The 25,639-nt window shown below is 31.8% G+C and carries 31 protein-coding genes; 2 read left to right on the forward strand and 29 right to left on the reverse strand.

Annotated features, from left to right (window positions below):
- The first annotated feature begins 52 nt into the window (after positions 1-52).
- Entirely contained in the window at positions 53-1,405 is a 1,353-nt protein-coding gene (locus tag GGR97_RS03295; protein WP_167896996.1) for a DEAD/DEAH box helicase, read from the forward strand.
- A 17-nt stretch (positions 1,406-1,422) separates the two neighbouring features.
- Positions 1,423-2,394 (forward strand): succinylglutamate desuccinylase/aspartoacylase family protein, encoded by a 972-nt coding sequence (locus GGR97_RS03300; RefSeq protein ID WP_167896997.1) that lies wholly within the window; start codon positions 1,423-1,425, stop codon positions 2,392-2,394.
- A 67-nt stretch (positions 2,395-2,461) separates the two neighbouring features.
- Here GGR97_RS03300 and GGR97_RS03305 read toward each other — a convergent pair whose 3' ends face one another.
- The 29 genes from GGR97_RS03305 to GGR97_RS03440 form a co-directional block, all read right to left on the reverse strand.
- Positions 2,462-3,187: a GNAT family N-acetyltransferase gene (locus GGR97_RS03305; RefSeq protein ID WP_167896998.1), complete on the reverse strand. Its 726-nt coding sequence runs from the start codon at positions 3,185-3,187 to the stop codon at positions 2,462-2,464.
- Positions 3,184-3,633 (reverse strand): DMT family transporter, encoded by a 450-nt coding sequence (locus GGR97_RS03310; protein WP_167896999.1) that lies wholly within the window; start codon positions 3,631-3,633, stop codon positions 3,184-3,186. Before GGR97_RS03310 ends, GGR97_RS03305 begins: the two co-directional genes overlap by 4 nt.
- A 50-nt stretch (positions 3,634-3,683) precedes the next feature.
- A complete protein-coding gene (locus GGR97_RS03315; protein ID WP_167897000.1) occupies positions 3,684-4,286 on the reverse strand; it encodes a Crp/Fnr family transcriptional regulator in 603 nt (200 codons plus the stop codon).
- 49 nt (positions 4,287-4,335) lie between these two features.
- The gene (gene arfB, locus GGR97_RS03320) at positions 4,336-4,740 is read right to left on the reverse strand and encodes an alternative ribosome rescue aminoacyl-tRNA hydrolase ArfB (protein ID WP_167897001.1); all 405 of its coding nucleotides are present in this window, start codon (positions 4,738-4,740) and stop codon (positions 4,336-4,338) included.
- A gap of 244 nt (positions 4,741-4,984) precedes the next feature.
- The gene (locus GGR97_RS03325; protein ID WP_167897002.1) at positions 4,985-5,611 is read right to left on the reverse strand and encodes a lipoprotein; all 627 of its coding nucleotides are present in this window, start codon (positions 5,609-5,611) and stop codon (positions 4,985-4,987) included.
- A 57-nt stretch (positions 5,612-5,668) separates the two neighbouring features.
- Positions 5,669-7,426, reverse strand: a complete 1,758-nt coding sequence (locus tag GGR97_RS03330) for an ATP-binding protein (RefSeq protein ID WP_167897003.1) — start codon at positions 7,424-7,426, stop codon at positions 5,669-5,671.
- Positions 7,427-8,746: a hypothetical protein gene (locus GGR97_RS03335; protein WP_167897004.1), complete on the reverse strand. Its 1,320-nt coding sequence runs from the start codon at positions 8,744-8,746 to the stop codon at positions 7,427-7,429. It lies immediately after the preceding gene.
- Between the two features lie 215 nt (positions 8,747-8,961).
- The gene (arsB, locus tag GGR97_RS03340) at positions 8,962-9,996 is read right to left on the reverse strand and encodes an ACR3 family arsenite efflux transporter (protein WP_167897005.1); all 1,035 of its coding nucleotides are present in this window, start codon (positions 9,994-9,996) and stop codon (positions 8,962-8,964) included.
- A 2-nt stretch (positions 9,997-9,998) separates the two neighbouring features.
- Positions 9,999-10,616 carry an arsenate-mycothiol transferase ArsC gene (locus GGR97_RS03345; RefSeq protein WP_167897006.1) on the reverse strand — a complete coding sequence of 206 codons (618 nt, stop codon included), beginning with the start codon at positions 10,614-10,616 and terminating at the stop codon, positions 9,999-10,001.
- A gap of 33 nt (positions 10,617-10,649) precedes the next feature.
- A complete protein-coding gene (locus GGR97_RS03350; RefSeq protein ID WP_167897007.1) occupies positions 10,650-11,114 on the reverse strand; it encodes a DUF6428 family protein in 465 nt (154 codons plus the stop codon).
- Positions 11,115-11,164: 50 nt separating this feature from the next.
- On the reverse strand, positions 11,165-11,494 hold the full coding sequence (locus GGR97_RS03355) for an ArsR/SmtB family transcription factor (RefSeq protein ID WP_167897008.1): 330 nt from the start codon (positions 11,492-11,494) through the stop codon (positions 11,165-11,167).
- 92 nt (positions 11,495-11,586) lie between these two features.
- Complete coding sequence (locus tag GGR97_RS03360; RefSeq protein WP_167897009.1) at positions 11,587-12,348, reverse strand: YoaK family protein; 762 nt, start codon at positions 12,346-12,348, stop codon at positions 11,587-11,589.
- A gap of 145 nt (positions 12,349-12,493) precedes the next feature.
- Positions 12,494-12,910, reverse strand: a complete 417-nt coding sequence (locus GGR97_RS03365) for a hypothetical protein (protein WP_167897010.1) — start codon at positions 12,908-12,910, stop codon at positions 12,494-12,496.
- Between the two features lie 118 nt (positions 12,911-13,028).
- On the reverse strand, positions 13,029-13,874 hold the full coding sequence (locus GGR97_RS03370) for an SDR family oxidoreductase (RefSeq protein ID WP_167897011.1): 846 nt from the start codon (positions 13,872-13,874) through the stop codon (positions 13,029-13,031).
- Between the two features lie 13 nt (positions 13,875-13,887).
- The gene (locus tag GGR97_RS03375; protein ID WP_167897012.1) at positions 13,888-14,550 is read right to left on the reverse strand and encodes an aspartate/glutamate racemase family protein; all 663 of its coding nucleotides are present in this window, start codon (positions 14,548-14,550) and stop codon (positions 13,888-13,890) included.
- Positions 14,551-14,552: 2 nt separating this feature from the next.
- Positions 14,553-15,500, reverse strand: coding sequence for an L-histidine N(alpha)-methyltransferase (locus GGR97_RS03380; RefSeq protein WP_167897013.1), 948 nt, complete (start codon positions 15,498-15,500; stop codon positions 14,553-14,555).
- A 1-nt stretch (position 15,501) separates the two neighbouring features.
- The gene (egtB, locus tag GGR97_RS03385; protein WP_167897014.1) at positions 15,502-16,650 is read right to left on the reverse strand and encodes an ergothioneine biosynthesis protein EgtB; all 1,149 of its coding nucleotides are present in this window, start codon (positions 16,648-16,650) and stop codon (positions 15,502-15,504) included.
- 63 nt (positions 16,651-16,713) lie between these two features.
- A complete protein-coding gene (locus GGR97_RS03390; protein WP_167897015.1) occupies positions 16,714-17,415 on the reverse strand; it encodes a siderophore-interacting protein in 702 nt (233 codons plus the stop codon).
- A 5-nt stretch (positions 17,416-17,420) separates the two neighbouring features.
- Entirely contained in the window at positions 17,421-18,050 is a 630-nt protein-coding gene (locus GGR97_RS03395) for a ferric reductase (RefSeq protein WP_167897016.1), read from the reverse strand.
- Between the two features lie 90 nt (positions 18,051-18,140).
- Positions 18,141-18,263, reverse strand: coding sequence for a hypothetical protein (locus tag GGR97_RS15365; protein ID WP_262887199.1), 123 nt, complete (start codon positions 18,261-18,263; stop codon positions 18,141-18,143).
- Positions 18,264-18,365: 102 nt separating this feature from the next.
- Positions 18,366-18,992 carry an O-methyltransferase gene (locus tag GGR97_RS03400; protein ID WP_167897017.1) on the reverse strand — a complete coding sequence of 209 codons (627 nt, stop codon included), beginning with the start codon at positions 18,990-18,992 and terminating at the stop codon, positions 18,366-18,368.
- A gap of 77 nt (positions 18,993-19,069) precedes the next feature.
- Entirely contained in the window at positions 19,070-20,026 is a 957-nt protein-coding gene (locus GGR97_RS03405) for an MBL fold metallo-hydrolase (protein ID WP_167897018.1), read from the reverse strand.
- A gap of 189 nt (positions 20,027-20,215) precedes the next feature.
- Entirely contained in the window at positions 20,216-20,659 is a 444-nt protein-coding gene (locus GGR97_RS03410; protein ID WP_167897019.1) for a MoaF-related domain-containing protein, read from the reverse strand.
- Between the two features lie 99 nt (positions 20,660-20,758).
- Positions 20,759-21,622: an AraC family transcriptional regulator gene (locus tag GGR97_RS03415; RefSeq protein ID WP_167897020.1), complete on the reverse strand. Its 864-nt coding sequence runs from the start codon at positions 21,620-21,622 to the stop codon at positions 20,759-20,761.
- 207 nt (positions 21,623-21,829) lie between these two features.
- Positions 21,830-22,957 carry a leucine-rich repeat domain-containing protein gene (locus GGR97_RS03420; protein WP_167897021.1) on the reverse strand — a complete coding sequence of 376 codons (1,128 nt, stop codon included), beginning with the start codon at positions 22,955-22,957 and terminating at the stop codon, positions 21,830-21,832.
- A 455-nt stretch (positions 22,958-23,412) separates the two neighbouring features.
- Positions 23,413-24,048: a hypothetical protein gene (locus GGR97_RS03425; protein WP_167897022.1), complete on the reverse strand. Its 636-nt coding sequence runs from the start codon at positions 24,046-24,048 to the stop codon at positions 23,413-23,415.
- A 221-nt stretch (positions 24,049-24,269) separates the two neighbouring features.
- Complete coding sequence (locus tag GGR97_RS03430) at positions 24,270-24,575, reverse strand: type II toxin-antitoxin system RelE/ParE family toxin (RefSeq protein WP_167897023.1); 306 nt, start codon at positions 24,573-24,575, stop codon at positions 24,270-24,272.
- The gene (locus GGR97_RS03435) at positions 24,559-24,786 is read right to left on the reverse strand and encodes a hypothetical protein (protein ID WP_245229442.1); all 228 of its coding nucleotides are present in this window, start codon (positions 24,784-24,786) and stop codon (positions 24,559-24,561) included. The genes GGR97_RS03430 and GGR97_RS03435 overlap by 17 nt, the downstream gene beginning before the upstream one ends.
- A gap of 433 nt (positions 24,787-25,219) precedes the next feature.
- Positions 25,220-25,555: a HepT-like ribonuclease domain-containing protein gene (locus GGR97_RS03440; RefSeq protein WP_167897025.1), complete on the reverse strand. Its 336-nt coding sequence runs from the start codon at positions 25,553-25,555 to the stop codon at positions 25,220-25,222.
- Positions 25,556-25,639 lie beyond the last annotated feature (84 nt).

The raw sequence follows: 25,639 nt of genomic DNA on the forward strand, positions 1-25,639 counted from the left end.
AAGTCATTATTAAGGCAGATACTTTGCTATCTTTGCACAAATTATTTATTTTATGTCAAAACTGTTTTCAGATTTAGGAGTATCCACTACACTTATCAATACATTAGATCGTTTAGGGATCACCGAACCTACAGAAATTCAAACACAATCCATTCCGGTTATTCTAAACCAGAAAGATGATTTTGTAGGACTGGCCAATACAGGTACGGGAAAAACAGCAGCTTTTGGATTGCCTTTGTTGCAATTGGTAGAGGTTGCTAATGAAAACATTCAAGTAGTTATTTTAGCTCCTACCAGAGAATTAGGAAAACAAATACATACCAATTTAACAGACTTTGGTGCTGATATTTCAGGATTGTCTATAGCAGAAATTTGTGGAGGTACTCCTGTTAAACCTCAAATAGAGCGTTTGCAAGAAACTACACATGTGGTAGTAGCTACTCCGGGTCGTTTGATAGATTTGATTCAGAGAGATAAAATCAACTTAAAAGAGGTTCAGTTTTTTGTGTTAGATGAGGCCGATGAAATGGTTTTATCTTTAAAAGAAGGTTTAGATAAAATTGTAGAGGCAATGCCTAAGCAAAAACGTACGTTGTTGTTTTCTGCAACCTTACCGGGTTCTGTAAAACAATTGGTGCAGAATTATTTGTCTAAACACGTTACACAAGTTGGAGCAGAAACCGCATACACAGCTCATAAAGATGTAGCGCACAATTATGTGGTGGTAGAACCTATAGAAAAACTAAATGTGTTGTTGCACTTTTTAGCGAGTAAAGAAGGTGAGCAGGGAATTATTTTCTGTAAAACCAAAGCAGCCGTTAATAAATTAGCTAAAAATTTAGCCATCAATAAAATATCTTCAGGAGCCATTCATGGTAGTTTAACTCAGGGAATTCGTGATCGTATTATGGAGCAGTTCCGTGAAGGATACATCAATACTTTGGTAGCTACAGATGTGGCAGCAAGAGGTATAGATATTAAAAATGTTTCTTACGTAGTACATTATCATTTGCCAGATGCAATGGAAACTTATATTCACCGTAGTGGTAGAACAGCCAGAGCAGGAGCAAAAGGAATGTCTTTAGCGGTATTGCAAGCCGATGAGGTTGAAAAAATGAAGTTCTTAGGAGAGGAATATGAAATTGATTTGCATACCTATGCCAAACCTACAGCGGTAAGCATAGAAGAAAACAACACCATTCTGTGGGCTAAAAAAATCTTTAAAACCAAACCTAATAGAACGGTTTCAGAAAATGTAAAAGCCACTATAAAAGATGTTTTTCATCATTTAACCAAAGAGGAATTGGTAGATAAAATTCTAGCAAACTACTTATTAGAGAACAAAACAGCAGACTTACTTTCTACAGATAAACCTGTTAAAAAGAAGAAGAAAAAACAACAATAGTTACCGTATACACATAAATGCGTAAAAAGATTACCATACTTGGAGAAAAAATTCTGCCAGGTAAAACCTATCAGATAAAATCTGATATTGCTCGTTTGCACACAAGAACTAAAATAGAAGTACCCATTATTGTTAGTAGAGCTAAAGAAGATGGACCTTGCGTTTTAATTAGTGCCGGAATCCATGGAGATGAGGTGAATGGAGTAGAAATTGTTAGACAAATTGTGGCTAACAAATACAATATTCCAGATGCCGGAATTATTATTTGTGTTCCTGTGGTAAACGTTTTTGGTTTTTTAATTAAAACCCGTGAATTTCCCGATGGAAAAGATTTAAACAGAAGTTTTCCTGGAGCTAAAAACGGATCCTTAGCTAGCAAGTTTGCTCACTTTTTTATGAACGAAATAGTAGATCATGTAGATTACTGCATCGATTTTCATACAGGAGGAGATACTCGTTTTAATTATCCGCAAATAAGAATTTCTGATGATGATGATGAAACCTTTAGTTTGGCCAAAATATTTGGAGCCAAGTTTGTTAAGTATTCATCAGAAAGAGAAAAGTCTTTTAGAGCTTCGGCAGTAGCTAGTGGTAAAAAAGTATTGTTGTACGAGGGAGGAAAATCTTTAGACATCAATCCTAAAGTAACCAACGTGGGAGTTACAGGTATTTTAAATGTGTTAGAGGCTTTGGGGGTTAAAAAATTCCCTGCTAATTACACCCCTTTTAAGGAAACTCAAGAGCAAGTAATTTTTAACGAATCTAAGTGGATTAGAGCTAATGCTTCTGGAATGTATAGATCTTTAGTACAAAACGGAGAACCCATTAGCAAAGGAGATGTTATAGGTTTAATTACCGATCCTTATGGCTTTTTTGAAAGAAAAATTAAATCACCTGTGTCTGGGTTTGTGATTTGTTTGAATCATTCTCCTATTGTAAACCAAGGGGATGCCATTGCTCATATAGCTATTCAGAATCTAGCATCATAAAAGTTTTCTTAAAAAATAACAATCAATAAAAAAACCGCTAAAAGTAATTTTAGCGGTTTTTTAGAATTTACAACACATAGTTTTTAATCACAAATTCTTCTTTAAAACCAAGTTTTAGATAAATATTTTTACCCATGTTAGAGGCTTGTAAAGTAATGAGTTCTGTGTTGTTAGTTACACACCTATTCATCAACAGTTTCATAATTTGTTCTGCATATCCTTTACGTCTCATTTCTGGTGGAATTCCCACAGAATGAATACCTGCTACTTTTTGAGTGTAATATAACACTGCTGTTCCCACAGGAGTTGTACCATTATAAGCTATATAATACTCAATATTGTTTAGGGTTTTTAGGAGGGTTTCCGCACTAATTACATACCCAAAAGATTTGGTAAATAGATTAGCCCATAATGTAGCATCTGCATTGCTTTTTACGAGTTGAATGTTTAGAGGTGGATTTACTTCCAAAAGTTTTGTAGGTTGTAAAGACATGCCTATTTGTTCAAACCTTAAATGAAAACCATTTTTTTCTAAAAGTTCAGTTCTGTCCGTTGTTTCCCAAATAGGTAGGGTAATTGTAGAGCTTGTGCTTGCTAATTGTTCTTTTACAGCATCCATCGTTTTCTGATTGATGTTTTGATGAAACCAAAGTCTATTAGGCCATTGGGAGTCTTTAATTTCGCAATAGTCAAAAAGAGATGTTTGTGTGTAAGATTCAAAAGAATTTCCTGCTGTTTTCCATAGCGAGGTTAAGTTCTTAATGTTTGCTGAGCTGTTTGTTGTTGTTTTCATTTCCAATTGATGATAAAAATTCCACTAATCATAGCCAATACACCTATTATTTTTTTTAAGGTAATAGGTTCGGTAGGTAAATTTAACCATCCAAAATGACCTGCAATTACGGCAAAAATAAGTTGACCACAGAGTCCAAAAGAAATCATGGTGGCTACTCCTAATTTGGGAATGGTGTAGTAGTACAATCCAATACCTATTACACTAAAAAATCCTCCTGTAAACCATAAGTAAAACGGAATTTGTTGTAATTGTGTTATACTAGGATATGTTTTTAATGTGACGAATACCATCAACAATGCAAAAATAGCACTACAAAAAAAAGCTACTACCGAAGCCAACAAAGGATTTTTTAATAGCACACCCAAATGTGCATTTAAACCTCCTTGTGCAGCTAAAAAAATACCTCCTGTAAAAGCGAGTATAGATAATGTGTATTGATTCATACAGCAAAGTTGAACCAATTTAAATACACTTGCATTTACATATGTTGATTTTAGCTATTTTTTAATGTTTTTCTAATTCTACTTAATTGGGTAGGGGTAATGCCTAAGTGAGAAGCAATGTGTTGTTTAGATACTCGTTGGTCTATACTAGGGTGCTTTTTAAGCAGTTTAATATATCTTTCACTTGCATTGTCCATTACCAAAGAAATTTCTCGTTGTTCCTTCTCTACAATCCAATTGTGTTCTATATAAGCAATGTAAAAATCTTTTAAATCTGCATGTTCTTTAATAAGTTGCTTGTATTTTTTAAAGTTAAAATTTAGTAAAATACAATCTTCTAAAGCCTCAATAGAAAAGTAGGAGGGGGTGTCTAGCAACAAAGAAACTTTGGTGGCAGCAAAACTATTTTCTAAAAAAATGTTTTTGGAATATACGCTTCCCTCAGCATCGGTAATAAAACTTCGTAAAATACCTTTACAAATAAAATGAATGTTCTTTGCTGTTTGTCCTGCATTTATAAGTGTTTCTCCTTTGCTAAGGGTTTGAAATTCAAAAAGGTCAAGCATCAACTCCCAAGTTTCTTCTGAAATTTTGGAATAAGAATGCATCGCTTTTTTAAGTTGAGCTATGTAGGTTTCTTTTTGGGGATTCATGCTATTGCTGGTTATATGCTGGGGTTGTGTTTTTATAGAGCCATGACTCTTAGTCTAATGTAGGAGGTTTTCGCAAGCCTTTTTTAGAGGCCTGTCTTTTTTTGTTTTCTGTTTTTCGCTTTACCGATGCTTTGGTGGGTTTGGTAGCTCGTCTAATTTTAGGACGGACTATACTTGCTTTTAATAATGCAATTAAACGTTCTGTAACCAACTCTTTATTTCTATGCTGAGATCTAGTTTCTTCGCAACTTAGGCTAAGAGTTTGCTCTTTGCTAATTCTGTTTTTTAGCTTTAAGAGAATCATTTCTTTTTCTCTTTGCGTAAGTGCTTGCGTTGTAGATAGATCAAAAAAAGCTTCTACTCTAGAAGATGTTTTGTTTACGTGTTGTCCTCCTGCACCAGAACTTCTACTAGCTTTAAACGTTAGTTCGTTAATTAATATTTCTGTATTCATGGGCAACTTATGTTAGGAGGTAATTTTTTTTATTGCTTATTAAATTGTTCAACACCTAGTAACAATTTCAGCACGAATTAATAAGTCCTTTTTATGTTGACAAAAGGAGTTGGTAGTAAGCACAAGTAGTATGAATACAATAGTATATTTAATATTCATTGTTTTTAAGTTTTAATACCAAACTAAAGTAAATGTTTTAGTTCAATTATAAAAAAGCACAGCAGTAATAGTAGTTCTTATTAATTTAATGCTTGTTAGCTGTTGTGTTTTGGCTTAGTTCTATATAGTATTTTCCGACCAATGTAGCTTTTAATTTTATGGGAGCTACTATGGGAATAATCATACCCGAAGCAAATGAAGTGGATGTTGCTTTAAATTGATGTATAGGTTTTTCAAGCGCATAATTGTCTGAAAAAACAACAATAGTTATGGGTTGATTTTTAACTCCTGTAAACCTCCATTTTTTATTTAAAGATATAGGTCCCTTTTGATAATCATAAGATTGGGTTTCTAGTACTTGTTTTATTTCCTGATGGTTTTTGTCTACAACTTTAATAGTAGGATTAAAAATATATTTTTTAAAACCAAAACAGTTACACAAGCTAAAAATTTCTACCGTATAGTTTTTTGTTTCGTTAGGAGTGTAGGTATACTCATGGTAATAGGACAATATACTGTCGTTTGCCATTACATTATCTTCTAATTTTAGTTCTGCTTTTAGGGGCTTGTCTAAAGCCAATTCAACAATAGGTAACTTTTCTTTTTGTACAGCAGAAACGGTTAATTCACTATAGGCCGTTACCGGATTTATTTTTTTAGCACAAGCACTTAGTAGTACTATTAAAACCAAATAGCTTAGGCTTTTTTTCATGGGAGTGTTGTTGTTATTGTATATAGTGATTTTATATAAATTGTTACGATATGTTAGTTATTCTTTCCTCCATCTGGTTATTACATCACTAAATGTAACATCTGTCCACCCGTTCTCCCATTGGCTATGAAATTTAATGCTTTCCGATTTTGGCTCAGGGTCAGGCATTTCCATTTGCACTATTGCTGGCATAGGTGTTGCGTCTCCAACAATTAAACATTCTCCAGCAGATAGTGTTGGTAATATATCTGTAATGGAATTTGCATTATTTGGTAGCAATCCTTTTATATAATTCTGGTCACTAATATTTGTTAGTCTTAAAGCAACAAAATTATTACATTGAGAAAAAATTGTATCTGAAACTTCAGATGGTCTTTGACTGACAACCATTAAACTCAATCCATATTTTCTTCCTTCCTTTGCTATTCTTTCTATTGATTTTTTTGAAGCTTTATATTCTGCTCCACCATTTTTTGGAATATAATTGTGAGCTTCTTCACAAACTATTAAAAATGGAATATCATTTAGTTCTTGTGTACTGTGTTTTAATTTAGAATAATGAAAGGCAAAATCAAATACTAATCTTGATATTAAACTTACAGTTATGCTTAAAACCTCAAAAGGAACACCACTTAAATCAATTATTGTAATATTTGACTTGTCTAAATAGCCTAAGAATTGTTTTAATATTTCTTCAAAATCATCAGTTTTATATAATGTGCCATCAACTTTATTAGGTTGTAATAAGAACTCTAATCTTTTATCGTATATTTTCGTTTCCAATCTTGATAAGAATCGATTAAATTCTCCATTGAAAGCACCATTACTTGCTTTTGTTGCTTTGGCTGTACTAGTTGTTACAAAATCTAATTTTTTGTCAAAGTATTTGTTCAAATCAGATATTAAAGTTCCATCAAGTAATTTTGGTTTTTGCTCTTCGCCATCCACTTTATTTATAACTTCATTATTCATATTTGAAATGTAGTTATAAACTTCTTCAATGCTAAAGTAAACAGGTGTGTCGTAGTTTACTTTTGATAAGCCAGGATTATGTTTTTCTTTATTTTGGGTTACTGCTTTCTTAAATTGTGAAACTTGGTTATGTGAATTTTGTTCATTACTCTCAATAAAAAGTGACTCTAATTCCTCAGAATTCATTAACCAATAAGGAAGTTTTAATTTGTCAACATCAAGAGCATTTAGATTAAAATTTTCTTTGCTATCAATCTCAAATGCAGATTTATATTCAGAATGAATGTCAAAAATAATTACGTGAGCATTTTTTTGATTACCATTATTTAAGTTAGTTTTTTTATTTATACCAACAACATCTTGTAATATTTTAGCAACCGTACAAGATTTTCCTGAACCAGTAGAACCAACAACAGCAATGTGTTTACTAAAAAAACTATTTCCATTTATATGTAAATTTATATTTCTATTTTGAATTAATTCACCAAATTTAAATGAGTAATTACTGTCTTTACTAAAAATTTTACTCATTACAGATTCTGATATAATAAATACTTCTTCTGTCGGTGAAGGTAAAATAGAACTACCTTGTTTGAAGTCTTCTGAATAAATACCTATTGGTTGAGAATTGATTATATACTTTTTGTTATCATCATTTATTTTTATACTTTGAATGACACAAATTACATAATTGTGATTACCTTCTTTAATTTGTAGATATTTACCAATCTGAATTTCGTGTTTGTTTTTTTCAAATGTTTCATCATCTTCAATTCTAATCATTATTGAATTTGAAGCACTTTCAATAACAGTTCCTATTTTTATTAATTCTTTATTTTCCATTTATTCAAAATTGTTAGTTAGCATTAATAAATATTGCAGTTCTTTTAGGTTAGAAACTTCTAACAATTCAATATTCATATCTTGAGTATCAATTTCTTTAAATTCTTCCTTTCCAATTATAAATAGGTCATCACTTTTTTTACTATTTATAGCTTTGACAGTCTCTATATTATAATCACAAATTCGTAATTGGAACTCTCTCCAAGATTTTGTGGCAATTGTTTCGGGCTCTCTTAAAAATTCTCCTTGATAAAAGTCATTTCCTTTTAGTCCATTTTGAAATTTTATTTCTTTTTTGTGCAATCGACTTTCTATTTCAGATCTTAAGTTTTTGTTTTGTGTTTTAATGCAAAAGATTGGGGTTTTGTTATGAAGTTTCGGTTTGTAGTGATATTTACCGATATAATCTGAAATGAACTTAACTATTTTATTATCAAAATCCTTGATGTTTGATTCATCGAAAATAAAGTATCTTAATCTGTGATTAACTTGTAAGTTACTTTTTAACTGGTTTCTTCTTATATTTAAAAGCTCAGTATAAGTTAAAAGCTCCTTAGTCCATCTTGTAATTGCTGTTTTTTTATTTTTTTCTAATTCTAATATAAAATTTGTATTGATAATTTTTCTATCGTCCGAGTTGTGTTGAATACTTTTGTCTGCTATTTTTTGGATAGCATTGGGATAAAATAGCTCTTCAATATCATCTTTTGAAAACCTACTCTTAGTTTCAAGTAATTGTTTTGTATCTAATATTAATGAATCAAAAGATTTTCCAATTATGAATTTAAATTTATCAGGCTTTAAAAATTCGTCTATATCTATTTGTAACTCTAAATCTGTAGCAGTTTCATAATACGTAGTAATTGTTTTAATTTCTACTGCACTTTTTTTAGATTTTAAAAGGAGGTCTTTTATTGCTTGTTTTTTTGGCGGTTTTAGGGCTGAAATATAATTTAGATAAGATTTGTCTTTTGACTTTAAAATTGTTTCAATATCACTTTTAGAAATTGTTTTTTCCCCTTCAGTTTCACCTGAGAAGTGAGCGTAAAGTATGTATTGAATGTTTTTATCTTTATTGTTAGCATAATGAACTAACATTTGCAAAATTGGTTTTGAAATGTCAGATGACTTATATTTATCTTTTGTTTCGTGATATTTACATTGAATAGCTTTTGTTATTCCAGCTGATACTACGTCAATATCTTCTATAATTCCTTCTACAGTTATTTCAGTTCCATTAGGTTCTGCTAATACTTGTTCAAGAGTTTTATTAAATTGATAAATAAATCCTTTGATTGTATAGTCTGCTTCTCGTGTCATAATAGTTTTAATTGTAGTCTAACCTCCAAACAACAATCCTAGCTTGCATTGTCTTATTCTTCAGTTCAATTTTTTTTATATAAATCTACGTTTATAGACTGATAACATCAACAGATACTTTTCCACAAAGCCTAAAAGTTCTTAACAAATGCTAAGCATAAAAAAATCCCGCTAGAAAAACTAGCGGGATGATTTTAAGTGTATATAAGAAATTCTTATTTGTAATATTTTTTACGCAACCAAAAAGAAATACGCACCAGTAAAATTAAAGCAGGTACTTCTACCAAAGGACCAATTACACCTGCAAAGGCTTGTCCGGAGTTCAATCCAAACACGGCAATGGCAACGGCAATGGCCAATTCAAAATTGTTACCCGCTGCGGTAAAGGCTACAGAAGCCGTTTTATCGTAGCTAGCTCCCATGGCTTTGGTAAAAAAGAAACCAATAATAAACATTAGAGTAAAATACACTAATAGCGGTACGGCAATAATAAGTACATCCATAGGAATGCTTACAATTAACTCTCCTTTTAAAGAAAACATAACCACAATGGTAAATAGCAAAGCAATTAAGGTTAGGGGAGAAATGGTAGGAATGTATTTTTGTGTGTACCATTCTTCTCCTTTTAATTTGATTAAAACAACTCTACTTAAAATTCCCAAAGCAAATGGAATTCCTAAATAAATAGCCACACTTTCGGCTATGGTAGCTACAGAAATATCTACAATAGCACCTTCAAAACCAAAATAAGGTGGCAATACAGTAATAAATAACCATGCGTAAAAGCTATAAGCAAATACTTGAAAAATACTGTTTAAGGCTACCAAACCTGCTCCGTATTCGCTACTTCCTTCGGCCAAATCGTTCCACACTAAGACCATGGCAATGCAACGAGCCAATCCAATTAAAATTAACCCTACCATGTATTCCGGATAATCTCTTAAAAAGGTAATGGCCAATACAAACATTAATAAAGGGCCTACAATCCAATTTAAGATTAGCGAGATAGAAAGTATTTTGGTGTTTCTAAATACTTTGGGCAACAAGGTATAGTTTACTTTTGCCAATGGCGGATACATCATTACAATCAATCCAATAGCAATAGGAATGTTGGTAGTCCCGCTACTTAAACTATTAATAATGTTAGGAAATGTGGGAATAAAATAGCCCAAGCCTACACCTAGCAACATGGCTAAAAAGATCCATAAGGTTAGGTAACTGTCTAAAAAACTTAATTTTTTTGTAGTCATTTTTAAGCGTTGATTTGTGAGAATACATAGAATAGTTCTGTCGCAATTTGATTACTTCTTTCGTTGTATTTTGCTGCTTGTTGCGGAGTGTTGTCAAACGCTTTAGGGTCTTCAAAAGTAATGGGAATTCTCTTTTCGGCTCCTGCAATAAAAGGACAACCACCATCGGCTTGAGAACAAGTCATGATCGCAGCAAATTCTGAAGCAGGATTAAAAGGACTGTCTAATTTTTTAGAAAAACCAATAATGGGAGCTTCGTTGTTTGCATACTTAATGCTGTACACAGGGTTGTTTCCTTCTGAAAGGGTTTGAATCTCAAAACCTGAATTTTTTAAGGTTTCTGCAACCATTGGAAATAGGGCGGTAGCTTCGGTTCCTCCAGAGTAACAAGTTAGGTTGTGAATTCCAAAGTGATAAGCCATGGTTTGTGCCCAAATTTGAGACAAGTGACTTCTACGAGAATTGTGTGTACAAATAAAGTTGATTCTAATAGGCTTGTTTTCGTTGACTTTGGTTTGAATGTAATCGACTAAAGGTTGTAGTGTTTCTTTACGATCGTTAGCAACGGTTGTTAGGTCTAAGGTAGACAGCAAGTTTTCAATAGAATTAAATAGTGCCATTTTGATTATTTTTTGTTTTAGAGTTTAAAATGATTAACAACATCCGCTACCAGGAGCACAGCTGTTGTTTACAGGAATATCTGCTAGTTTAACTTTTTGTTTGGTTGGAACTCCACATTGGTCTGGAGCCAAACAGTTGGTTTGTTTGCTGGTTAATAAAAAATGCGTTCCGTTAAAGTCCAATCCATATTTACCAATGGTATCGGCTTGGTATTCTACTTCTACTTCAGCATCTTCAATTCCTAATATGTTTTCAGACAATTCAATAATGTTGACCAATTTTTCTGGATGTAGTCTGTGATCATAATCATTAGCATTCCACAACTGAAAGTTGACTACTTTTTCATCTCTAACAGTTCCACCACAATCAATAAATTTTTTAGTGATTTCTCCTACTTCTGTTACGTGAAAATGGTTGGGAACCAAAGTTCCATTTGGCAATTCAAAAGCAATGGTTTTTACTTGCTTTAAGATGTTTTTTACTTCTGATAATTTCATACTATATTATTTGTTTATTGCGTTTTTACGATGAATACAATTAAATTTTTTTAACAACAAGTGCTATTGCTAACATCTTGATCTAAGAACTGACTCATAATTTGTTTCATTTTAGACCAATTTTCTGTGTCTATACAGTAACAAACACTCGTTCCTTCTACATTTCCTTTAATTAAGCCCATGTGTTTTAGCTCTTTTAAATGTTGTGAAATGGTAGATTGTGCCAAACCAATTTCGTCTACCAAATCTCCACAAACACAAGCGTTTATTTTAAACAAGTGTTGCAAAATGGCTACTCTTGCCGGATGTCCAATGACTTTAGCGATCAAAGCAATTTCATTTTGTTCCTTGCTAAATTTTTCCGTTTTAATTAATCCCATTTGGTTGTATTTGTATATTGCAATATTACGATTAAGTAGTTTGTTGGCAAATTTTTTATCTTATTTTTTATAAAAAATTTAAATGTCTTGTTTTACAAAGGGCTAGGGGCAGAAGAACTTCTTTTTCTTTGGTGGTATTTTCGTTTGGTTTTGATGAATCTGTATCTAAAATCATCGTATAACAAGCTTAATACTAAAATAAGGGCCGCTAAAAGCAAAGTGTTTAGTTGTAACAGAAATCTAGAATAGAACAGTCCTGCCACCAAACCTCCAGAAAAAAAGAAAGAAATAATATAAAATCTTAATTTAATGTTGGCTTTTAGTTTTTTTCGTTGGGTGTACAGTTTGGGAAAGCATAAGTGAGAAACATCAATTCCTAAATCGGTAAAAAGCCCTGTTAAATGGGTGGTTCTTACTACGGCATTAGATATTTTGGTGACAAAAGAATTTTGCATTCCCATGGCAAAAAGTAATAAACATACTGTGGTGTTAGGACTGGCCAATAGGCTAAAATTGCTAAGAACTCCAATAGAAATTAATACCAAGGCTTCTAATAGCGTAGGCAATACATAAATATTCAATTGTTTGTTTTTTCTAAAAAATTCAATCAAATAACTAGAGACAAAAGAACCTAATAAAAAGGAAAAAATATATAGAAAGTAAATGGTTCCTTTCCATACATTAAAATTGGCAACATCATTAATAAATAATGCAAAATGTCCTGTTACATTGGTGGTTAATTGTTTAAAAGCTAAAAATCCTGTAACGTTTACAATTCCAGCAACAAAAGATAGAACAGAAGCAATTTGAAGATTGTGTTTTAAAGTTCTGTTTTTACCTTGATGTCTAAACATAGCGTACTGCTTTGGTGTAGGGCATTTAGAAGCCACTAATTTTTTATAAAATTACGCATTACACGTACAGCATCATAGTTTTTAAACAGGAATCAAAAAAAAACTGCTACTAAATATTTAGTAGCAGTTTTGTATATGGATGTTCTTAAAAACTATCTAGTAGGTTCGTCAGTTCTTCTTGGGGCATGTCTATTTGTAACAAATCTATAGCCATTTGTGGAGTACTACAGTAATGTTGTTTGTGTTTGGGTAATCTTTTGTCAGTTATTTTTTTCTGATAAAGATGTACAACAGCATTGGAAGTAGGTGTGTCTACAATATTCACGTTTACATATTCAAAAAGAATAATTTGTTCTCTTAACTCCACTAATTTATCAATATCCTTAAAAGCCAATTCTAAATTTGTTCCTCTTAAATCTGTAATCACTTTTTTTACATGTAACATGTTTTCTTTAGTGTAGATAGAATTTATATAAGAAATATAGTCCTCTATGGAATAATTACCAAAGGTTTTTTGGACTAAAAGCTGATGCTCTTTTATAAATTTATAATGTGTTTCCATACTGACTATTTCCTATTTCATGTTTTTTTTTTAGCACTTTCTTTTAAAATACGAATTTTTTGTTGAATGTACATAATAGAAAGAAAAATAATCTGTAGGTGACTTTTGTTTTTTATTATTAATTTTTAAATACGTTCATCATTTCTATAGGAGTTTTGTGGGGTCTTCCTGTTGCTTTTTCAAAGTCAGAAGGTACCTCATTGGCTCCATTTCTAATTCCTTCATAAATTCCTGCAATAATCGTACCTATAAATTCACCTAAAGCAGTTTTTCTTTCAGTTAAATAATCGGCAACAGAAACAGAAGTAAAAACTAACTGTGTGTTAAATACTTTATTAATACCGTCTGCTAATTCACTTTGAGTAATAGCTTCCCCAACTAAATTGTAAACGTTACCATTATGTTTGTCTTCAGTCAGCATTTTGGCATAAGCCTCTCCCAATTCTTCTCTACTGGTATAAGTACATTTTCCATCACCTGCACAGTTTCTAATTTCTCCTTCTTTTACATAGGTGTCTATGTATTCTAAATCGGGTTCTATGTAAATTCCGTTTCTACCAATCACATAATCAAGACCAGCGTTTTGAACGTCTTTTTCTGTTTGACGGTTGGATTGTACCACAGGACTAAATGCATTGTTTTCATCATCACCAATAATACTGGTATAGACAATTTTTTGCACCCCATTGCTTACTGCGGCTTCAATTACATTGCGATGTTGCTGAATTCTTTTTTGCGGTTCATCCATACCAGAAAGTAAGATAACTTTGTCAATTCCTTGTAAAGCTTGCTCAAATTCTTCACGACTGTTGTAATCTCCTTTTCTAATTTCTATACCTAAGTGTGCTGCTTTTTCTGGGCTACGCGCAATACCTACTACCTTGTCTTTTCCTAGTAGTTGGATTAGGTTTTTAACAATGCTAGATCCTAATTTTCCGTTTGCTGATGTTACTGCTACTTTCATATTCTTTTTTGTTTTATAATTGATGGATGGCTGCTCTAATTTGAACAGTAACCATATCTATTAGTTGTTTGTTTTCTTTGGGTTTAAAAATGGACAATTCCGTACAAGCTAGCAATACAGGATTTGTAGCACTGTATTTCTGAATTATTTGATGATAGTTGTAAATACTCTCAGCCGTTTCTTTTTGGGCATAGACTTGTTGTCTAAAAGCATCAATTTGTTGTCTGTCTGTTGCTGTGGGAATTGTTACTTCAATAGCATTCTCTTTAAATATAGAACGAATATAAGTGGAGTTCATGGTGTGTTCCGACCCTAGTAATACCACTTTAGAAATAGTGTTTGCTTTTAGTTTTTCTACGGTTAAATACACAGGATGTAATACTTTTTTGGAAAGCTCTAGCTGATCTATACTTTCGTGTAAAGTGATATTTGGAATGACTAAATGTGTACTTCCTAAGTTTTCTAATTGTAGAATTTCTTGTTGAACAAGGGTGTTGAGCTCCTTAGAAATAGTTGGCAAACGAGAGTTGATTGCATGAAAATTGCTGTTCCACAAAACAAAAGGACAGGTGCTATACCCTCCATGTTTTTTATGATACATACGATTCAGCTCACTTATGTAAAACGTAGTGGTCTGACTTCCCAATCCTAAAATACCCAACCTTATGCTGTTCATGTTTAGTTTCTTTTAAGAATGTAATCTGCAAAATAGCCTTTGCTATCTAAGATTTTAGTTTCTAAAGTAAAATCAGTGTTTTGTATGATTTTTTGAAGCAAATCATCATTGTATTTTCTAGAAATTTCTGTGTGAATTTTTTCTCCTTCGGTAAAATGATAGCTTTTTCCTAGTGCTTTAATTTCTACGGTTTGATGAGTAGTACTTACAATAAAACTTTTTGCAATTCCTTCGCTTTCATCGTATTCAGGTTGATGTTTGAACTGTTCCTGATTAAAATTCCCACCCAATTCGTGATTGATTCTGTCTAATAAATTCAAATTAAACTTGGCGGTAATTTCTTTGCTATCGTTATAGGCGGGCAATACAATATCATTGGCTTTGATCAAATCTACCCCTAATAATAACTTGTCTCCGGCTTGTAGATTAGCTCCTAAATTATAAATAAATTCAGCCGCCAAATCATCGGTCATGTTACCAATGTTAGAACCTAAAAATAAAACTACTTTGGGCTTTTTGCTCTTTTTTAAAGAAGCCAATACTTCAAAGTAATCTCCTTGTTGGGTTTGTACCGATACTTTTGGTAATTCTTTGCAAAGGTCTTTTTCTAATAAGTCCAAAGCATTGGCAGAAATATCAATAGGTAAGTAATCAAAAGCATAGTTTTGATTGGCTAAAGAGGCCAATAATTTTTTAGTTTTGGTCCCATCACCGGCTCCTAATTCTATCAACTCAAAATAAGTTTCTGGCTGTATGTCCAAGCCATCAATTAGTTCCTGTGTTTTATTCTCAAAAATATCTAGTTCACAACGCGTTAAATAATATTCAGGAAGTTTCATAATTTCTACAAAAAGAGCATCCCCTTTTTTGTTGTAAAAATATTTAGAAGGCAAGGTTTTAGTGCTTGCCTTTAAACCCTGATCTACGTCTTTTTTAAAGGTTTCTATCATCTTATTTTGCTAATCTAATTCCGGTAAACTGCCAGCGTTCCGAAGGGTGAAAAAAATTACGATAAGTACTACGACTATGGTTGGGTGATGTGGCTACAGAAGCTCCTCTTAACACCATTTTGTTACTCATAAATTTGCCGTTGTATTCCCCAACAGCTCCGTTTTCTTTAACAAAATTGGGGTAAGGTAAATAGGCACTGTTGGTCCATTCCCAACGTTGTCCCCAGTTTAATTGTTGTGCAGCTATTTCCCATTCAAACTCTGTAGGCAAACGCATGCCTTTCCATTCGGCATACGCACAAGCTTCGTAATAATTTACGTGACTTAAAATGGCTGTTTTGTCTACTTTTTGTAATCCAGCAAGCGTGTACATATGCCATTCTCCATCAATCTGATGCCAATACATAGGAGCTTTGCTTTCTAGTTTTTTTGCCCAAGACCATCCCTCATCTAACCAAAGATTAAAATCGGTATAACCACCAGCCTCCATAAAAGCGATATAATCACCATTGGTTACTAAGTAGTTCTGAATTTCAAAATTTTCTATATATACTTGATGTACACCTAGTTCGTTGTCATAACAAAAGTCCTTATTCTGATGACCTATTTTGTAAACTCCCGCATTAATTTGTACACTTTCTGTACTCGTGTTTTTATCGGCTGTTAAATTGTAATCTGCATTGTAAACAGGAAACAAAGGGTTGTGCCCTAACATGTATTTTACATCGGTAATTAACAATTCCTGATGTTGTTGTTCGTGATTGAGTCCTAATACAATTAAATCTACTATTTTTTTAGGAGGATTTGTTTGTATGTACGCTTGCATTTGGGCATCTACATAGGCTCTATAAGCATAAATCTCATCGGTACTGGGGCGAGACATGTTTCCTCTGTTGGCTTGTAAAATTCTACTCCCTACGTTGTTGTAATAACTGTTGAATAAAAAATTAAAATTCTTATCAAATTCGGTGTAGTTGTCTACTTGATCTTTTAAAATAAAGGTTTCAAAAAACCAAGTGGTATGTGCCAAGTGCCATTTGGCAGGGCTTGCAAACTTTACTACTTGTATAGAAAAATCTTCAGGCTGTAGATAACGGCAAAAATCCAGTGTTTGCTGTCTAATAGTTGTATAGGATTCACTTAAATTCATTGGGGATTAAATTTTTTGGGTGATGGCTATTTTCATTTATTCCAATCCTTTTTTGTCTGGATTTCAAAAAGGTTTGGTTTTAATTTGTTGGGTATTCCAATTTAATTCTTTTCTAAAATACTGATTTAAGGCTATACATACTCTACTATCTCCAGCAATATAAACCATTTTAGTGCCTTTCATTTTTGGCGTTATTTCTTTGACCAAACGTAAAATTTCTGTGATGGCATTGGGGTCTAATTCATAAAAGTTAAAGGGACTAGTACCCTCAATATCATTAAAAAAACGATTCGTATTTGAGCTGTAAATAAGGCTTTCTACTTGTTTGTTGTTAGGCAAGGATCTGTGAATTACATACAAGTGTGATAGGGCAGATAGATCACCTATCATTAAATAACTATCAGCAGTTTTATCAAGCACAAAAGTTCCTTTTTTCCACTTAAAATAAACCACATCATTTACCAAACAATTGGCCACCCATTGGGCTCCAATTCCATGGCTTTCGGTAGCAATGGCTAGGTCTAGTGTTCCTTCCGTTTTATTGATGTTCCACACGCTGTAACTTCTAACTTTGTCTTTAAAAGCAAGTTCATCATTTCCAATTCCTATACCTAAGCGTAAAAAATAACCAGGTAGAAATTCAGCTGTTTTGATACTTTCACTTTTTAGCTGTAAGTGATATACGGAGTCTGATAGTTGTGTTTTTTTAGAAATAATTGCTTGTTGCAACACTACTTTTTTTAAAAAGTTTTCTAGTATGCTCATAGGATTTAAGACTTAATTGTTTTTCTTTTTTTTCTACGTTGGATAAAATATTTTTTTACAAAAGGTATTCTTAGCATCATTCCTAAACCTACAACAATGGCATAAATTAACCATGTTTTGTCTAAAAGTACAATATGTAAAAGACTTAAAAGAATAATTGGATAGACGAAACTTTGTAATTTTTTCCAATTACTTTTTAAAAATCTCATAGATCCTTTGTTAGAGGTAAAAAACAAAGGGATAAGGAATATAATAGCTATAAAGCCTGCTATATAATTTACTTGTGTAAAAGTTTCTAAAAAACCTTCTGCCAATATAAAAATGATAAAATGTATAAAGCTCCACACAGCAGTAGCAATTCCCATGGCTTGTCTTACATACAGATTGTGAACTCCAAATAAAATAAAAAAGGGAGTACAGGTTAGTACGGCTGTCATCCAACGAATGGCAAATTCTCCAGATACATGATACAACATTTCTAAGGTTGTTTTTCCTTCGGCACCAGCACCTTCTATAAGATTCAGAGAGAATCCGTTAGAAAAGTTAATGTCTACCATTTTAAAAATGACCAACAGGGGTAGAGAAGCCAATAAGGATACTAAAATCCACCCATAATTTTTTTTGATAAATTGCATCGTTGTTTTTAAAATTAGTGTGTTGCTTTTAAGTCGGCCAATTCTTTTTCTAAAGCTTCAGATTTGGCTTTAAATTTTTCCATAGCTTTTTTATGCTGAACTTTTTTTTTTAAAAGCTTCTTCATCTTGTACGGCTTGGTAGGTGGTGACTCCGTTTTTTTCTTTAATTTTTGATTTACTGCCACAAGTAGGGCATAAGGCTACATCACTCATAATAAATATTTTTTAACAAAGATGGTATGAAATAGAAAAGGGGTAAAGGTGAATCTTAAGCTAATTATGGTAAATGTGAGATGTATTAAGATTCAGTAAACACTAAGCCATGGTAATTTGTGCGGCTTTTCCGTTGTGTTGGGGGGTTATTTTGTATTTAGAATTTTGAGCTATAGTTGCTAAAAATTTCTGAGTTTCTAGCATGTTTGCATTGTCTACGTAGATCATTGTTTTTTTGTGATAGTTGGGTTCTAATAATTGAAATAGAGGCAGGTATAAATCTTTCCATCCATCTAATAACAATAAATCTATAGGTTTTTGATAGTCTTTTAGAGTTTGTAAAGCATTTCCTATTCTTACTTCAATCAGCTTGTGCACTCCTGCTCTTTTAAAGTTTTCAATTGCTTTTTGCCCCTTAGAGGGAATTAGCTCTGTGGTAATAATTTGACCTTTAGTTTCTAACGTTCCTTGTGCTAAGAATAGGGTAGAAATACCAAAAGAGGTTCCAAATTCAACAATGTTTTTTAGCCTGTATGTCTTTATGTATTGTTGTAAATATTCCCCTTGTTTTTTTGAAATAGAAAGATAAACGTCCTTTAAGTCTGATGGCTGAATTTTCTTAAGAGTCTTTTGAGCTATTTTTTTTAGAATTTTAAATTGATCTTTTTTAGCCTCATGATACAATTCATTTAAGGTGTTGTTGATTTGGTTTTCTAATGTAAGTTCCATACTATTTTTGTAAAAACTGTAGGAACAGGAATACATGCTACCTATTCCTACAGCTATCTATTAGAGTTAAATGTTAATTAGAACCAATCTGCACCTGTATCTCCAGGGAAAAAGGCATTTGGAAGTGATAATGAAAGTCCTCCTTCTTTATAACTAGGATATAACAATTCAAGTTCATCGATTACTTCTTGATTGGTAGTAGCTGTACCACCAGCAGTAAGTGTTTGGGTTCCTTTAATTAAACCTTTTGCTGTTTGTAAATAGTTAATGTTTTCATCAATAGCAGTTCCTACATCAGCACGAGAACCATTGTGTCCTACAAATAAGTGATTGTAATTTGAAAAGTTGGTTTTTAAGGTTGTTAAACCTGCAATCCAATTGTCTATTTCGTCTACAGAATCTTTTGGAGTATACTCTCTAATGTATGGGTGCGTTAAATTGTACACAAGGTCACCAGAAAATAAAGCTAGATGTTCTTCATTGTAAATAAACCCATTTTCACCAGTTTCTGCATTGGATACTTTGTCAAAAGCAAAGGTTAAGTCTCCAATTTTTTGAGTTCCACTTACTGAGATTACAGATTTACTGTATAAGCTTGTAAAATCGTCCGTATTGTTTAATTGATCGGCAACAACGCTTTCTGCATAAAAATCTAAATCGGTAAAACTACTTGCACCACCATAGTGATCTCCATGGTTGTGTGTAATAATTACAGTTCCAGGTTTGTTAATGGCATCAAAATAGGTTTTTAACTCTGCAGCAAAAGCGGGAGCAGGACCTAAGTCTATTAAAACAATATTGTTTTCTGTTTCAACAAGTGTAACGGTGTAAGGTTCTGTACTAAAGTTAATAGTGTGATATCTCACCGTGTTTTCGGTAATTACATCTACCGTACCTGTGGTAATAATAGAGCTAGCTGGAGCCGTTCCAAAATCGATAATTACTTGTGCATTGTCATCATCATCATTACTACAAGAAAAGATTGTGATGGTGAATAGAAGTAATGCTAAAAATTTTAATTTAAAAGGTTTCATTTATAAATGTGTTTTGATTAGAGTACAAAATTGATGAAACATTAAACAGTAGAAGTGATCAAAGTTGATCTAAAAATGGTGAATGTGAGACTTTTTTTGAGTTTGCTAAATTAGGATATAAAGATTCAATCTGATAGTGATTGTATATCACTATCAGATTGAATCTTTATTGTTTTTAAGAAAGTTTAGTTATTTAGCTTTTTTTAAATGATCAATAATTCCACTTCTAAATACAGTTTTTAAAGTTCTTTTAGGATTGTTTTCATAGCCTACAATAATAGAACTATGTACAACCATAGTGTTAAAGTCAAAAACAATGGTTAGGTAATCTTTTAAACCAACTTCATGCCAATTAACTAAATATAAATTATCGCCAATTTTACGAGAACGGTAAGGAATGTCTTTGTTTCCGTTTCCTTTAGCAGGTCCTGCTACCCATTCATATTGTGCTTGTCCCTTATCAAATTCCATATGTATGGCTGTTCCATTCTGGTATTGAAAGTTTAACGAATATCCGTCTAAGAAATGCTCCGCTTGTTCAAATTCAAATTTATTTTCTTTAGAGGTCTTACTTTGTGCAAAACTAATAACACATACAAATAACAAAAGGGTGGTGACTAATTTTGATTTCATTTTTATAGGTTTTAAATGTTGAAACAAAATTGGGAATATATAGAAGAATTGGAAAGGTGAATCTTAGGTTAATAATGGTAAATATGAGACAGGTGGTTTTTACAAGTCTGTTTTAAACTGTTTAGGGGTTCTGCGGGTGTGTTTTTTAAAAAACTTGGTAAAATTAGTGACTTCATCAAAACCAAGGGTATAAGCAACTTCTTTTAAGCTTTTTTCGGTACTTACCATAGCACGTTTGGCTTCTAGAATAACATATTCATCTATAAAAGACTTAGCCGTATTTAGGGTAAAGTGTTTGACTACTTGGTTTAAAAGTTTGGTTGTAATCAACAGCATGTTGGCATAATCTTTAACATTTCTAGTCGTGGTGTATTTAGATTCTACTAAATTTTTAAATTGTATAAAGAGATGGTATTGTTTTGCATTGTTGCTTTGTAATTTATTATGGTGTGATTTGCGTTCTAATTTTAAAAAATACAAATCTAACAAGGCTGCAATAATGTTTTTTTGTGCATAGGTGTTTTCTACCTTAAACTTCTCTAAAAGATGATGAAGAAAAGTTTGATTTAAGGCTTTGTCGTTAGCAATAGGTGGGGTAATGTGGTAATTGTATAAATGGGAAATAATATTGATAGATGATTTTGAAAAATAGTTTAACACAAAATCCTCGGTAAATAAAATTAAGAATCCTTGGTAAGTAGCATTTTTTTGAAAAGCATGTACTTGACCTTTGGCAATTTTTAAAACAGAACCAGTTTCTAGTTTGTATTCTTTTAAATCTACTTGATGAGTTCCTGTTCCTTGTGTAACAATAAGCAAAGCAAAAAATGTAACTCTGTGGGGTTGCGTGGGGTTGTGATCTGAAATACTAGGAATTCTAGCAAACAAGTTAGATACATTTAAGAATTCAAAATCCTTTGTATTGTCTGTACTTTGAAACGATATGTTAGGAATGTTTTTCAATAAAGTATTTTTTAGTTTGTACTTAAATAATTATGAAATCTATAGCAATTGCTAAACTACCGTTTTTTAGAATAAGTATAAACTAATTATTTGTCATTTTGTTTTTGATAAACACTAAGATCAATGGAATACCTAAAGTTTTAGAACATAAAAAAAGTCCGATTTTTAAAATCGGACTTTATGAATAGGGGGTTTTTTCTAAAGATGTTATTGCTTTATAATTTTTTTAACAAAGGCTCCGTTATCAGTTTCAACTTTAAACAAATAGATACCAGTAGCTAATTCAGAAATATTGATATCTGATTGCTTGCTGTTAAACTGTTTTGTTAATAGAGTTTTACCTGTTAAGTTGTAAACAGAAATTGTAGCACTTTTTAAATTGCTGTTTGTTACAGAAATTACACTTGTTACAGGGTTTACATAAATACTCCAGTCTAATTCTTCTAGAGAAGTATTACTTAAGGTAGGAGCTTCATTAATTGTCGCAAAATTTTTCCATACATCTGCAGCCTCATATGCACTTTTAGTACCGTTAGGAACTGTTAAAATAGCACCTGCAGCAATTGGATCTTCAAATATAGATGATAGACCATTGTCTGTAAGTGTTATAGGAGTTTCCCCTTCTACAATTATTTCTGTTAAACTTGAACAAAATTTAAATAGATTATGATTCGTTTGATCAAGTGTTGTTAATGTTGCCGGTAATGTAACTGATTCAAGCGAAGTACATCCATTAAAGGCACCTACATAAATGGCTTCTATATTTGGCATGCTTACAGTTTTTATTCCTGTAGATTGCCAGAATGCTAAACCTGCACCAGTTGTTTCTCCTATAAATTTTACTTTAGGAAGATTTAAGTTTACAAGTGATGTACAAGCTCTAAATGATTGTACACCAATATGAGTTACTTCAGGGATATTTAAAGTTACTAATGCGCTACAATTTCTAAAAGCTTGTAGACCAATAGTAGTTGTAAGAGGTAGTGTAACAGTAGTAAGACTAGTACAATCCATAAAAGATTGATGTCCAGGTTGTGTATTTCCTTCTAAGGTTAAAGAAGTGATGGATTTTCCTTTTATAGCTGTACTGGCAATTAATGTAATAGCATATTCAAAACCGTCTTCTGTAACAGATGCTGGTATAACTAGGGTACTAGGTAGAGTTGCACCTGTAGTTACAGCTGTAATTGAGACTGTATTAGGAGAGCCAGGTTCAGTATCAGTAGTTACTTGATAATCGTATAAGGAATCAGAAAATACAGCTCCGGCTGATAGCTGTGCATTTGTTAGCGTAATAGAAAATAATGTAATTAAAAAAAGTAGTATTTTTTTCATTTTGTAATAATTTTTAGTTAGTTAATAGTTTTAGATGTTCTTAACTGCAAATTATATCAAAATGGAATAGTTGTAGATGTCTGTTTGTCTCAAAATAAGGGGTTGAATGTTGCAATATACCCATTATCCTTAAAATTAGGAGAGGTTTTTAATGCATAAAATAAATAGTAGGAAATGAGAAATATCTAAAGACTTTAAGTTGATACCAATTCTGTAAGGACATTGTTTTACCAAATTGATGCTTTTTCAAGCATTGTAGAGATCTTGTTTACGAATCCTAAAACATTGAGTTAACCATTTTCTTTTAAACGGTTTTGTTTCTTTTTCTGAATCTCGTCTGCTACTATTTTGGGCAATTTCGGGATTGAAAATCAACAAGATTTGGCGACTTAGTAAATATACACAAAGCTTTGAAGTTTGGACAAAACTCAAATGAAGTATAGTCTGTGTTGTATCTAGTTTTTTGGATGAAAGAGTTTATTTATTTTATTTAAAAAAGTTGATAAATATTCTAGTTCATCAACATGAGGATATAATTTAAAATATGATAAAGGTTCGTGAACAATCAATTCATTAGATTCATTTTCATTCTTAATTTTTATTAAATAAGTATCACCGTCAGTAATTTCAATTATTTTATCAAATAATTCATACTTTCCATTTTCCATTTTAATTTCTTTTTCACTTAGTTTATACTTATATTCATAAAAATCAGGGAGTTTCAAGATATTTGTTGCTAGTAATTCTAACCATTCCTTTTCAAAATTGTTAGCAGGCATAACATTTATTTTCGAAAATTTATCAGTTTTATAAGTTTTGAGTGAACCATTTTCGTCAAAATAATTAATAGATTCTATTTCAGCGTAGATAAAATATTTTTCAAGCTTCCATTGACTTTCTTTATTTTTAAATATCCTATATAACTTATTGTTTGATCTCAAACTTTGAAAAACATAAACTCTTAATTCTTTTTCAAAATATTCTAATTTTTCAAGTTTTAAAATACTATCAATTTCTTTAATATCTTGGGAATAAGTTTTAAATAAACCTAGAATTAGAAATGTGATAAATAATATTTCAAATTTTCTCATAAATTAAATACAACGGTTTTGGCTAGGCTTTGTGAGGGGTTGAAAATCGGCTAGATTTTTGAACACGGACTAAGCCGAAGCTTTTTGTTAGGTTTCTTTTGGTTAAAACTAAGTCATCCCGAAGCATCGGGACAATAAGATTTGGCGACCTAGTAAATATAGCAAAAACTTTGAAGTAAGCACAAAACCCGCATGAAGTTTAGCCGGTGTTGGGTAACGTTTTATACTTTCAATTTATTAGGATTCTTTCGATTACTAAAAAAAGATAATATTTGAACAGTTTTATTATTGTTATTTTCTCTGTAATAGATAGTATTCAATTTATGTACTACAGCTTTTCTAACTTCTAGATGTTTAGACTGAGGAAATAAAGAAGGATTTTCAGCTATTAGTTTAACTGTAGTTTCAATTTTCTGAGAAAGTTTTTTAGATTCTCTTTCAGTCCATTTTAATTCTAAATATTCAAAAACTTCCTTTAATTCATTTAAAGCGTTATCTGTCCATTCAACCTTATAACCACTTTTCATATACCTTTCTAGCTTCAGAGTGAGAGTTTAGATTTCCATTGTCAGCATCTATAATACCTTTTTCAATAGATTTTTTTTCAGATTCAGAAATTTCATTCCACCAATCTGCTGTCTCAGATTTTCTAAGCTCTAATATTTTCTCAATCAGTGATTTGTCGTTAAGAGTTGTTAACCATTGTATTAATTCTATTTTAGTATTTTGAATATTCATTTCCATATTTCAAAAGTAATAAAATTCTAATTGAATATAGTTTTTCGTTGCTACTTTTTAATGTTACCCAACTTCCGAATAACCATACCTCTTGTATGGTATGCTTCCGTTCCATTTTTTTATAAAACTACGTATTTCTATTTAGAATAACGTTTTTTTATGTTAAGTATCCCGTAAAATAAAAGTTGTTTCTGTTTTAAATACTTGCTGGAAAGCCGTTGTTTATAGCTGTCTAAAGTATAGAGACAATAAGGTTTGTTGCCTTAAGTTATTGAATAGAGGCTTAGTTTATGAAATGCCTTACAACGGTTTTGGCTAGGCTTTGTACGGGCTTGGAAATCGGCCAGATTTGGCGGACTTAATAAATATGCACAAAACTTCGAAGTTGGCACAAAACCCGCATGAAGTTTAGTCGGTGTTAACTGCTGGCTTTTTATTTTTCTAGTAACTGTTCAACTTCTATTAAAAGTTTCGGCAAATGAATTGTTACTATTCCCCAAATTATAGTATTGTCAACACTGTCATAAGCATGAATTACCCAATTTCTAGTGTCAACTATTTTTCGTGCATTTTCAATTACTATTTCATGTTCAATTTTTAATATTCGATTAGTCGCTTCTCCAATAATTTCAATTTCACGTTCAACAGCTCTTCTCAGAATCTTGTTTTCTTCGTATTTGAAGAAATCTCTTTCATTTCCTAAATATTCATTAATAGATTCTATCGATGTTTTTATATCGTAAAGATACTTTTTAACCTCACGCTTCATATATTAATTCTTTAGATTCATTAATACTTTCAATGAAATATGGGTTTTTCAATGATTTCTCAGTAACTAAGTCAATTTTTCGAT

Source organism: Wenyingzhuangia aestuarii, from assembly GCF_011927765.1.
Classification (GTDB): Bacteria; Bacteroidota; Bacteroidia; order Flavobacteriales; family Flavobacteriaceae; genus Wenyingzhuangia; species Wenyingzhuangia aestuarii.

What these genes read in the sequence shown, in the direction of transcription:
- GGR97_RS03295 (WP_167896996.1), top strand. Translation starts at nt 53, where the DNA reads ATGTCAAAACTGTTTTCAGATTTAGGAGTATCCACTACACTTATCAAT.
- GGR97_RS03300 (WP_167896997.1), top strand. Translation starts at nt 1,423, where the DNA reads ATGCGTAAAAAGATTACCATACTTGGAGAAAAAATTCTGCCAGGTAAA.
- GGR97_RS03305 (WP_167896998.1), bottom strand. Translation starts at nt 3,187, where the DNA reads ATGAAAACAACAACAAACAGCTCAGCAAACATTAAGAACTTAACCTCG.
- GGR97_RS03310 (WP_167896999.1), bottom strand. Translation starts at nt 3,633, where the DNA reads ATGAATCAATACACATTATCTATACTCGCTTTTACAGGAGGTATTTTT.
- GGR97_RS03315 (WP_167897000.1), bottom strand. Translation starts at nt 4,286, where the DNA reads ATGAATCCCCAAAAAGAAACCTACATAGCTCAACTTAAAAAAGCGATG.
- arfB (WP_167897001.1), bottom strand. Translation starts at nt 4,740, where the DNA reads ATGAATACAGAAATATTAATTAACGAACTAACGTTTAAAGCTAGTAGA.
- GGR97_RS03325 (WP_167897002.1), bottom strand. Translation starts at nt 5,611, where the DNA reads ATGAAAAAAAGCCTAAGCTATTTGGTTTTAATAGTACTACTAAGTGCT.
- GGR97_RS03330 (WP_167897003.1), bottom strand. Translation starts at nt 7,426, where the DNA reads ATGGAAAATAAAGAATTAATAAAAATAGGAACTGTTATTGAAAGTGCT.
- GGR97_RS03335 (WP_167897004.1), bottom strand. Translation starts at nt 8,746, where the DNA reads ATGACACGAGAAGCAGACTATACAATCAAAGGATTTATTTATCAATTT.
- arsB (WP_167897005.1), bottom strand. Translation starts at nt 9,996, where the DNA reads ATGACTACAAAAAAATTAAGTTTTTTAGACAGTTACCTAACCTTATGG.
- GGR97_RS03345 (WP_167897006.1), bottom strand. Translation starts at nt 10,616, where the DNA reads ATGGCACTATTTAATTCTATTGAAAACTTGCTGTCTACCTTAGACCTA.
- GGR97_RS03350 (WP_167897007.1), bottom strand. Translation starts at nt 11,114, where the DNA reads ATGAAATTATCAGAAGTAAAAAACATCTTAAAGCAAGTAAAAACCATT.
- GGR97_RS03355 (WP_167897008.1), bottom strand. Translation starts at nt 11,494, where the DNA reads ATGGGATTAATTAAAACGGAAAAATTTAGCAAGGAACAAAATGAAATT.
- GGR97_RS03360 (WP_167897009.1), bottom strand. Translation starts at nt 12,348, where the DNA reads ATGTTTAGACATCAAGGTAAAAACAGAACTTTAAAACACAATCTTCAA.
- GGR97_RS03365 (WP_167897010.1), bottom strand. Translation starts at nt 12,910, where the DNA reads ATGGAAACACATTATAAATTTATAAAAGAGCATCAGCTTTTAGTCCAA.
- GGR97_RS03370 (WP_167897011.1), bottom strand. Translation starts at nt 13,874, where the DNA reads ATGAAAGTAGCAGTAACATCAGCAAACGGAAAATTAGGATCTAGCATT.
- GGR97_RS03375 (WP_167897012.1), bottom strand. Translation starts at nt 14,550, where the DNA reads ATGAACAGCATAAGGTTGGGTATTTTAGGATTGGGAAGTCAGACCACT.
- GGR97_RS03380 (WP_167897013.1), bottom strand. Translation starts at nt 15,500, where the DNA reads ATGATAGAAACCTTTAAAAAAGACGTAGATCAGGGTTTAAAGGCAAGC.
- egtB (WP_167897014.1), bottom strand. Translation starts at nt 16,650, where the DNA reads ATGAATTTAAGTGAATCCTATACAACTATTAGACAGCAAACACTGGAT.
- GGR97_RS03390 (WP_167897015.1), bottom strand. Translation starts at nt 17,415, where the DNA reads ATGAGCATACTAGAAAACTTTTTAAAAAAAGTAGTGTTGCAACAAGCA.
- GGR97_RS03395 (WP_167897016.1), bottom strand. Translation starts at nt 18,050, where the DNA reads ATGCAATTTATCAAAAAAAATTATGGGTGGATTTTAGTATCCTTATTG.
- GGR97_RS15365 (WP_262887199.1), bottom strand. Translation starts at nt 18,263, where the DNA reads ATGAGTGATGTAGCCTTATGCCCTACTTGTGGCAGTAAATCAAAAATT.
- GGR97_RS03400 (WP_167897017.1), bottom strand. Translation starts at nt 18,992, where the DNA reads ATGGAACTTACATTAGAAAACCAAATCAACAACACCTTAAATGAATTG.
- GGR97_RS03405 (WP_167897018.1), bottom strand. Translation starts at nt 20,026, where the DNA reads ATGAAACCTTTTAAATTAAAATTTTTAGCATTACTTCTATTCACCATC.
- GGR97_RS03410 (WP_167897019.1), bottom strand. Translation starts at nt 20,659, where the DNA reads ATGAAATCAAAATTAGTCACCACCCTTTTGTTATTTGTATGTGTTATT.
- GGR97_RS03420 (WP_167897021.1), bottom strand. Translation starts at nt 22,957, where the DNA reads ATGAAAAAAATACTACTTTTTTTAATTACATTATTTTCTATTACGCTA.
- GGR97_RS03425 (WP_167897022.1), bottom strand. Translation starts at nt 24,048, where the DNA reads ATGAGAAAATTTGAAATATTATTTATCACATTTCTAATTCTAGGTTTA.
- GGR97_RS03430 (WP_167897023.1), bottom strand. Translation starts at nt 24,575, where the DNA reads ATGAAAAGTGGTTATAAGGTTGAATGGACAGATAACGCTTTAAATGAA.
- GGR97_RS03435 (WP_245229442.1), bottom strand. Translation starts at nt 24,786, where the DNA reads ATGAATATTCAAAATACTAAAATAGAATTAATACAATGGTTAACAACT.
- GGR97_RS03440 (WP_167897025.1), bottom strand. Translation starts at nt 25,555, where the DNA reads ATGAAGCGTGAGGTTAAAAAGTATCTTTACGATATAAAAACATCGATA.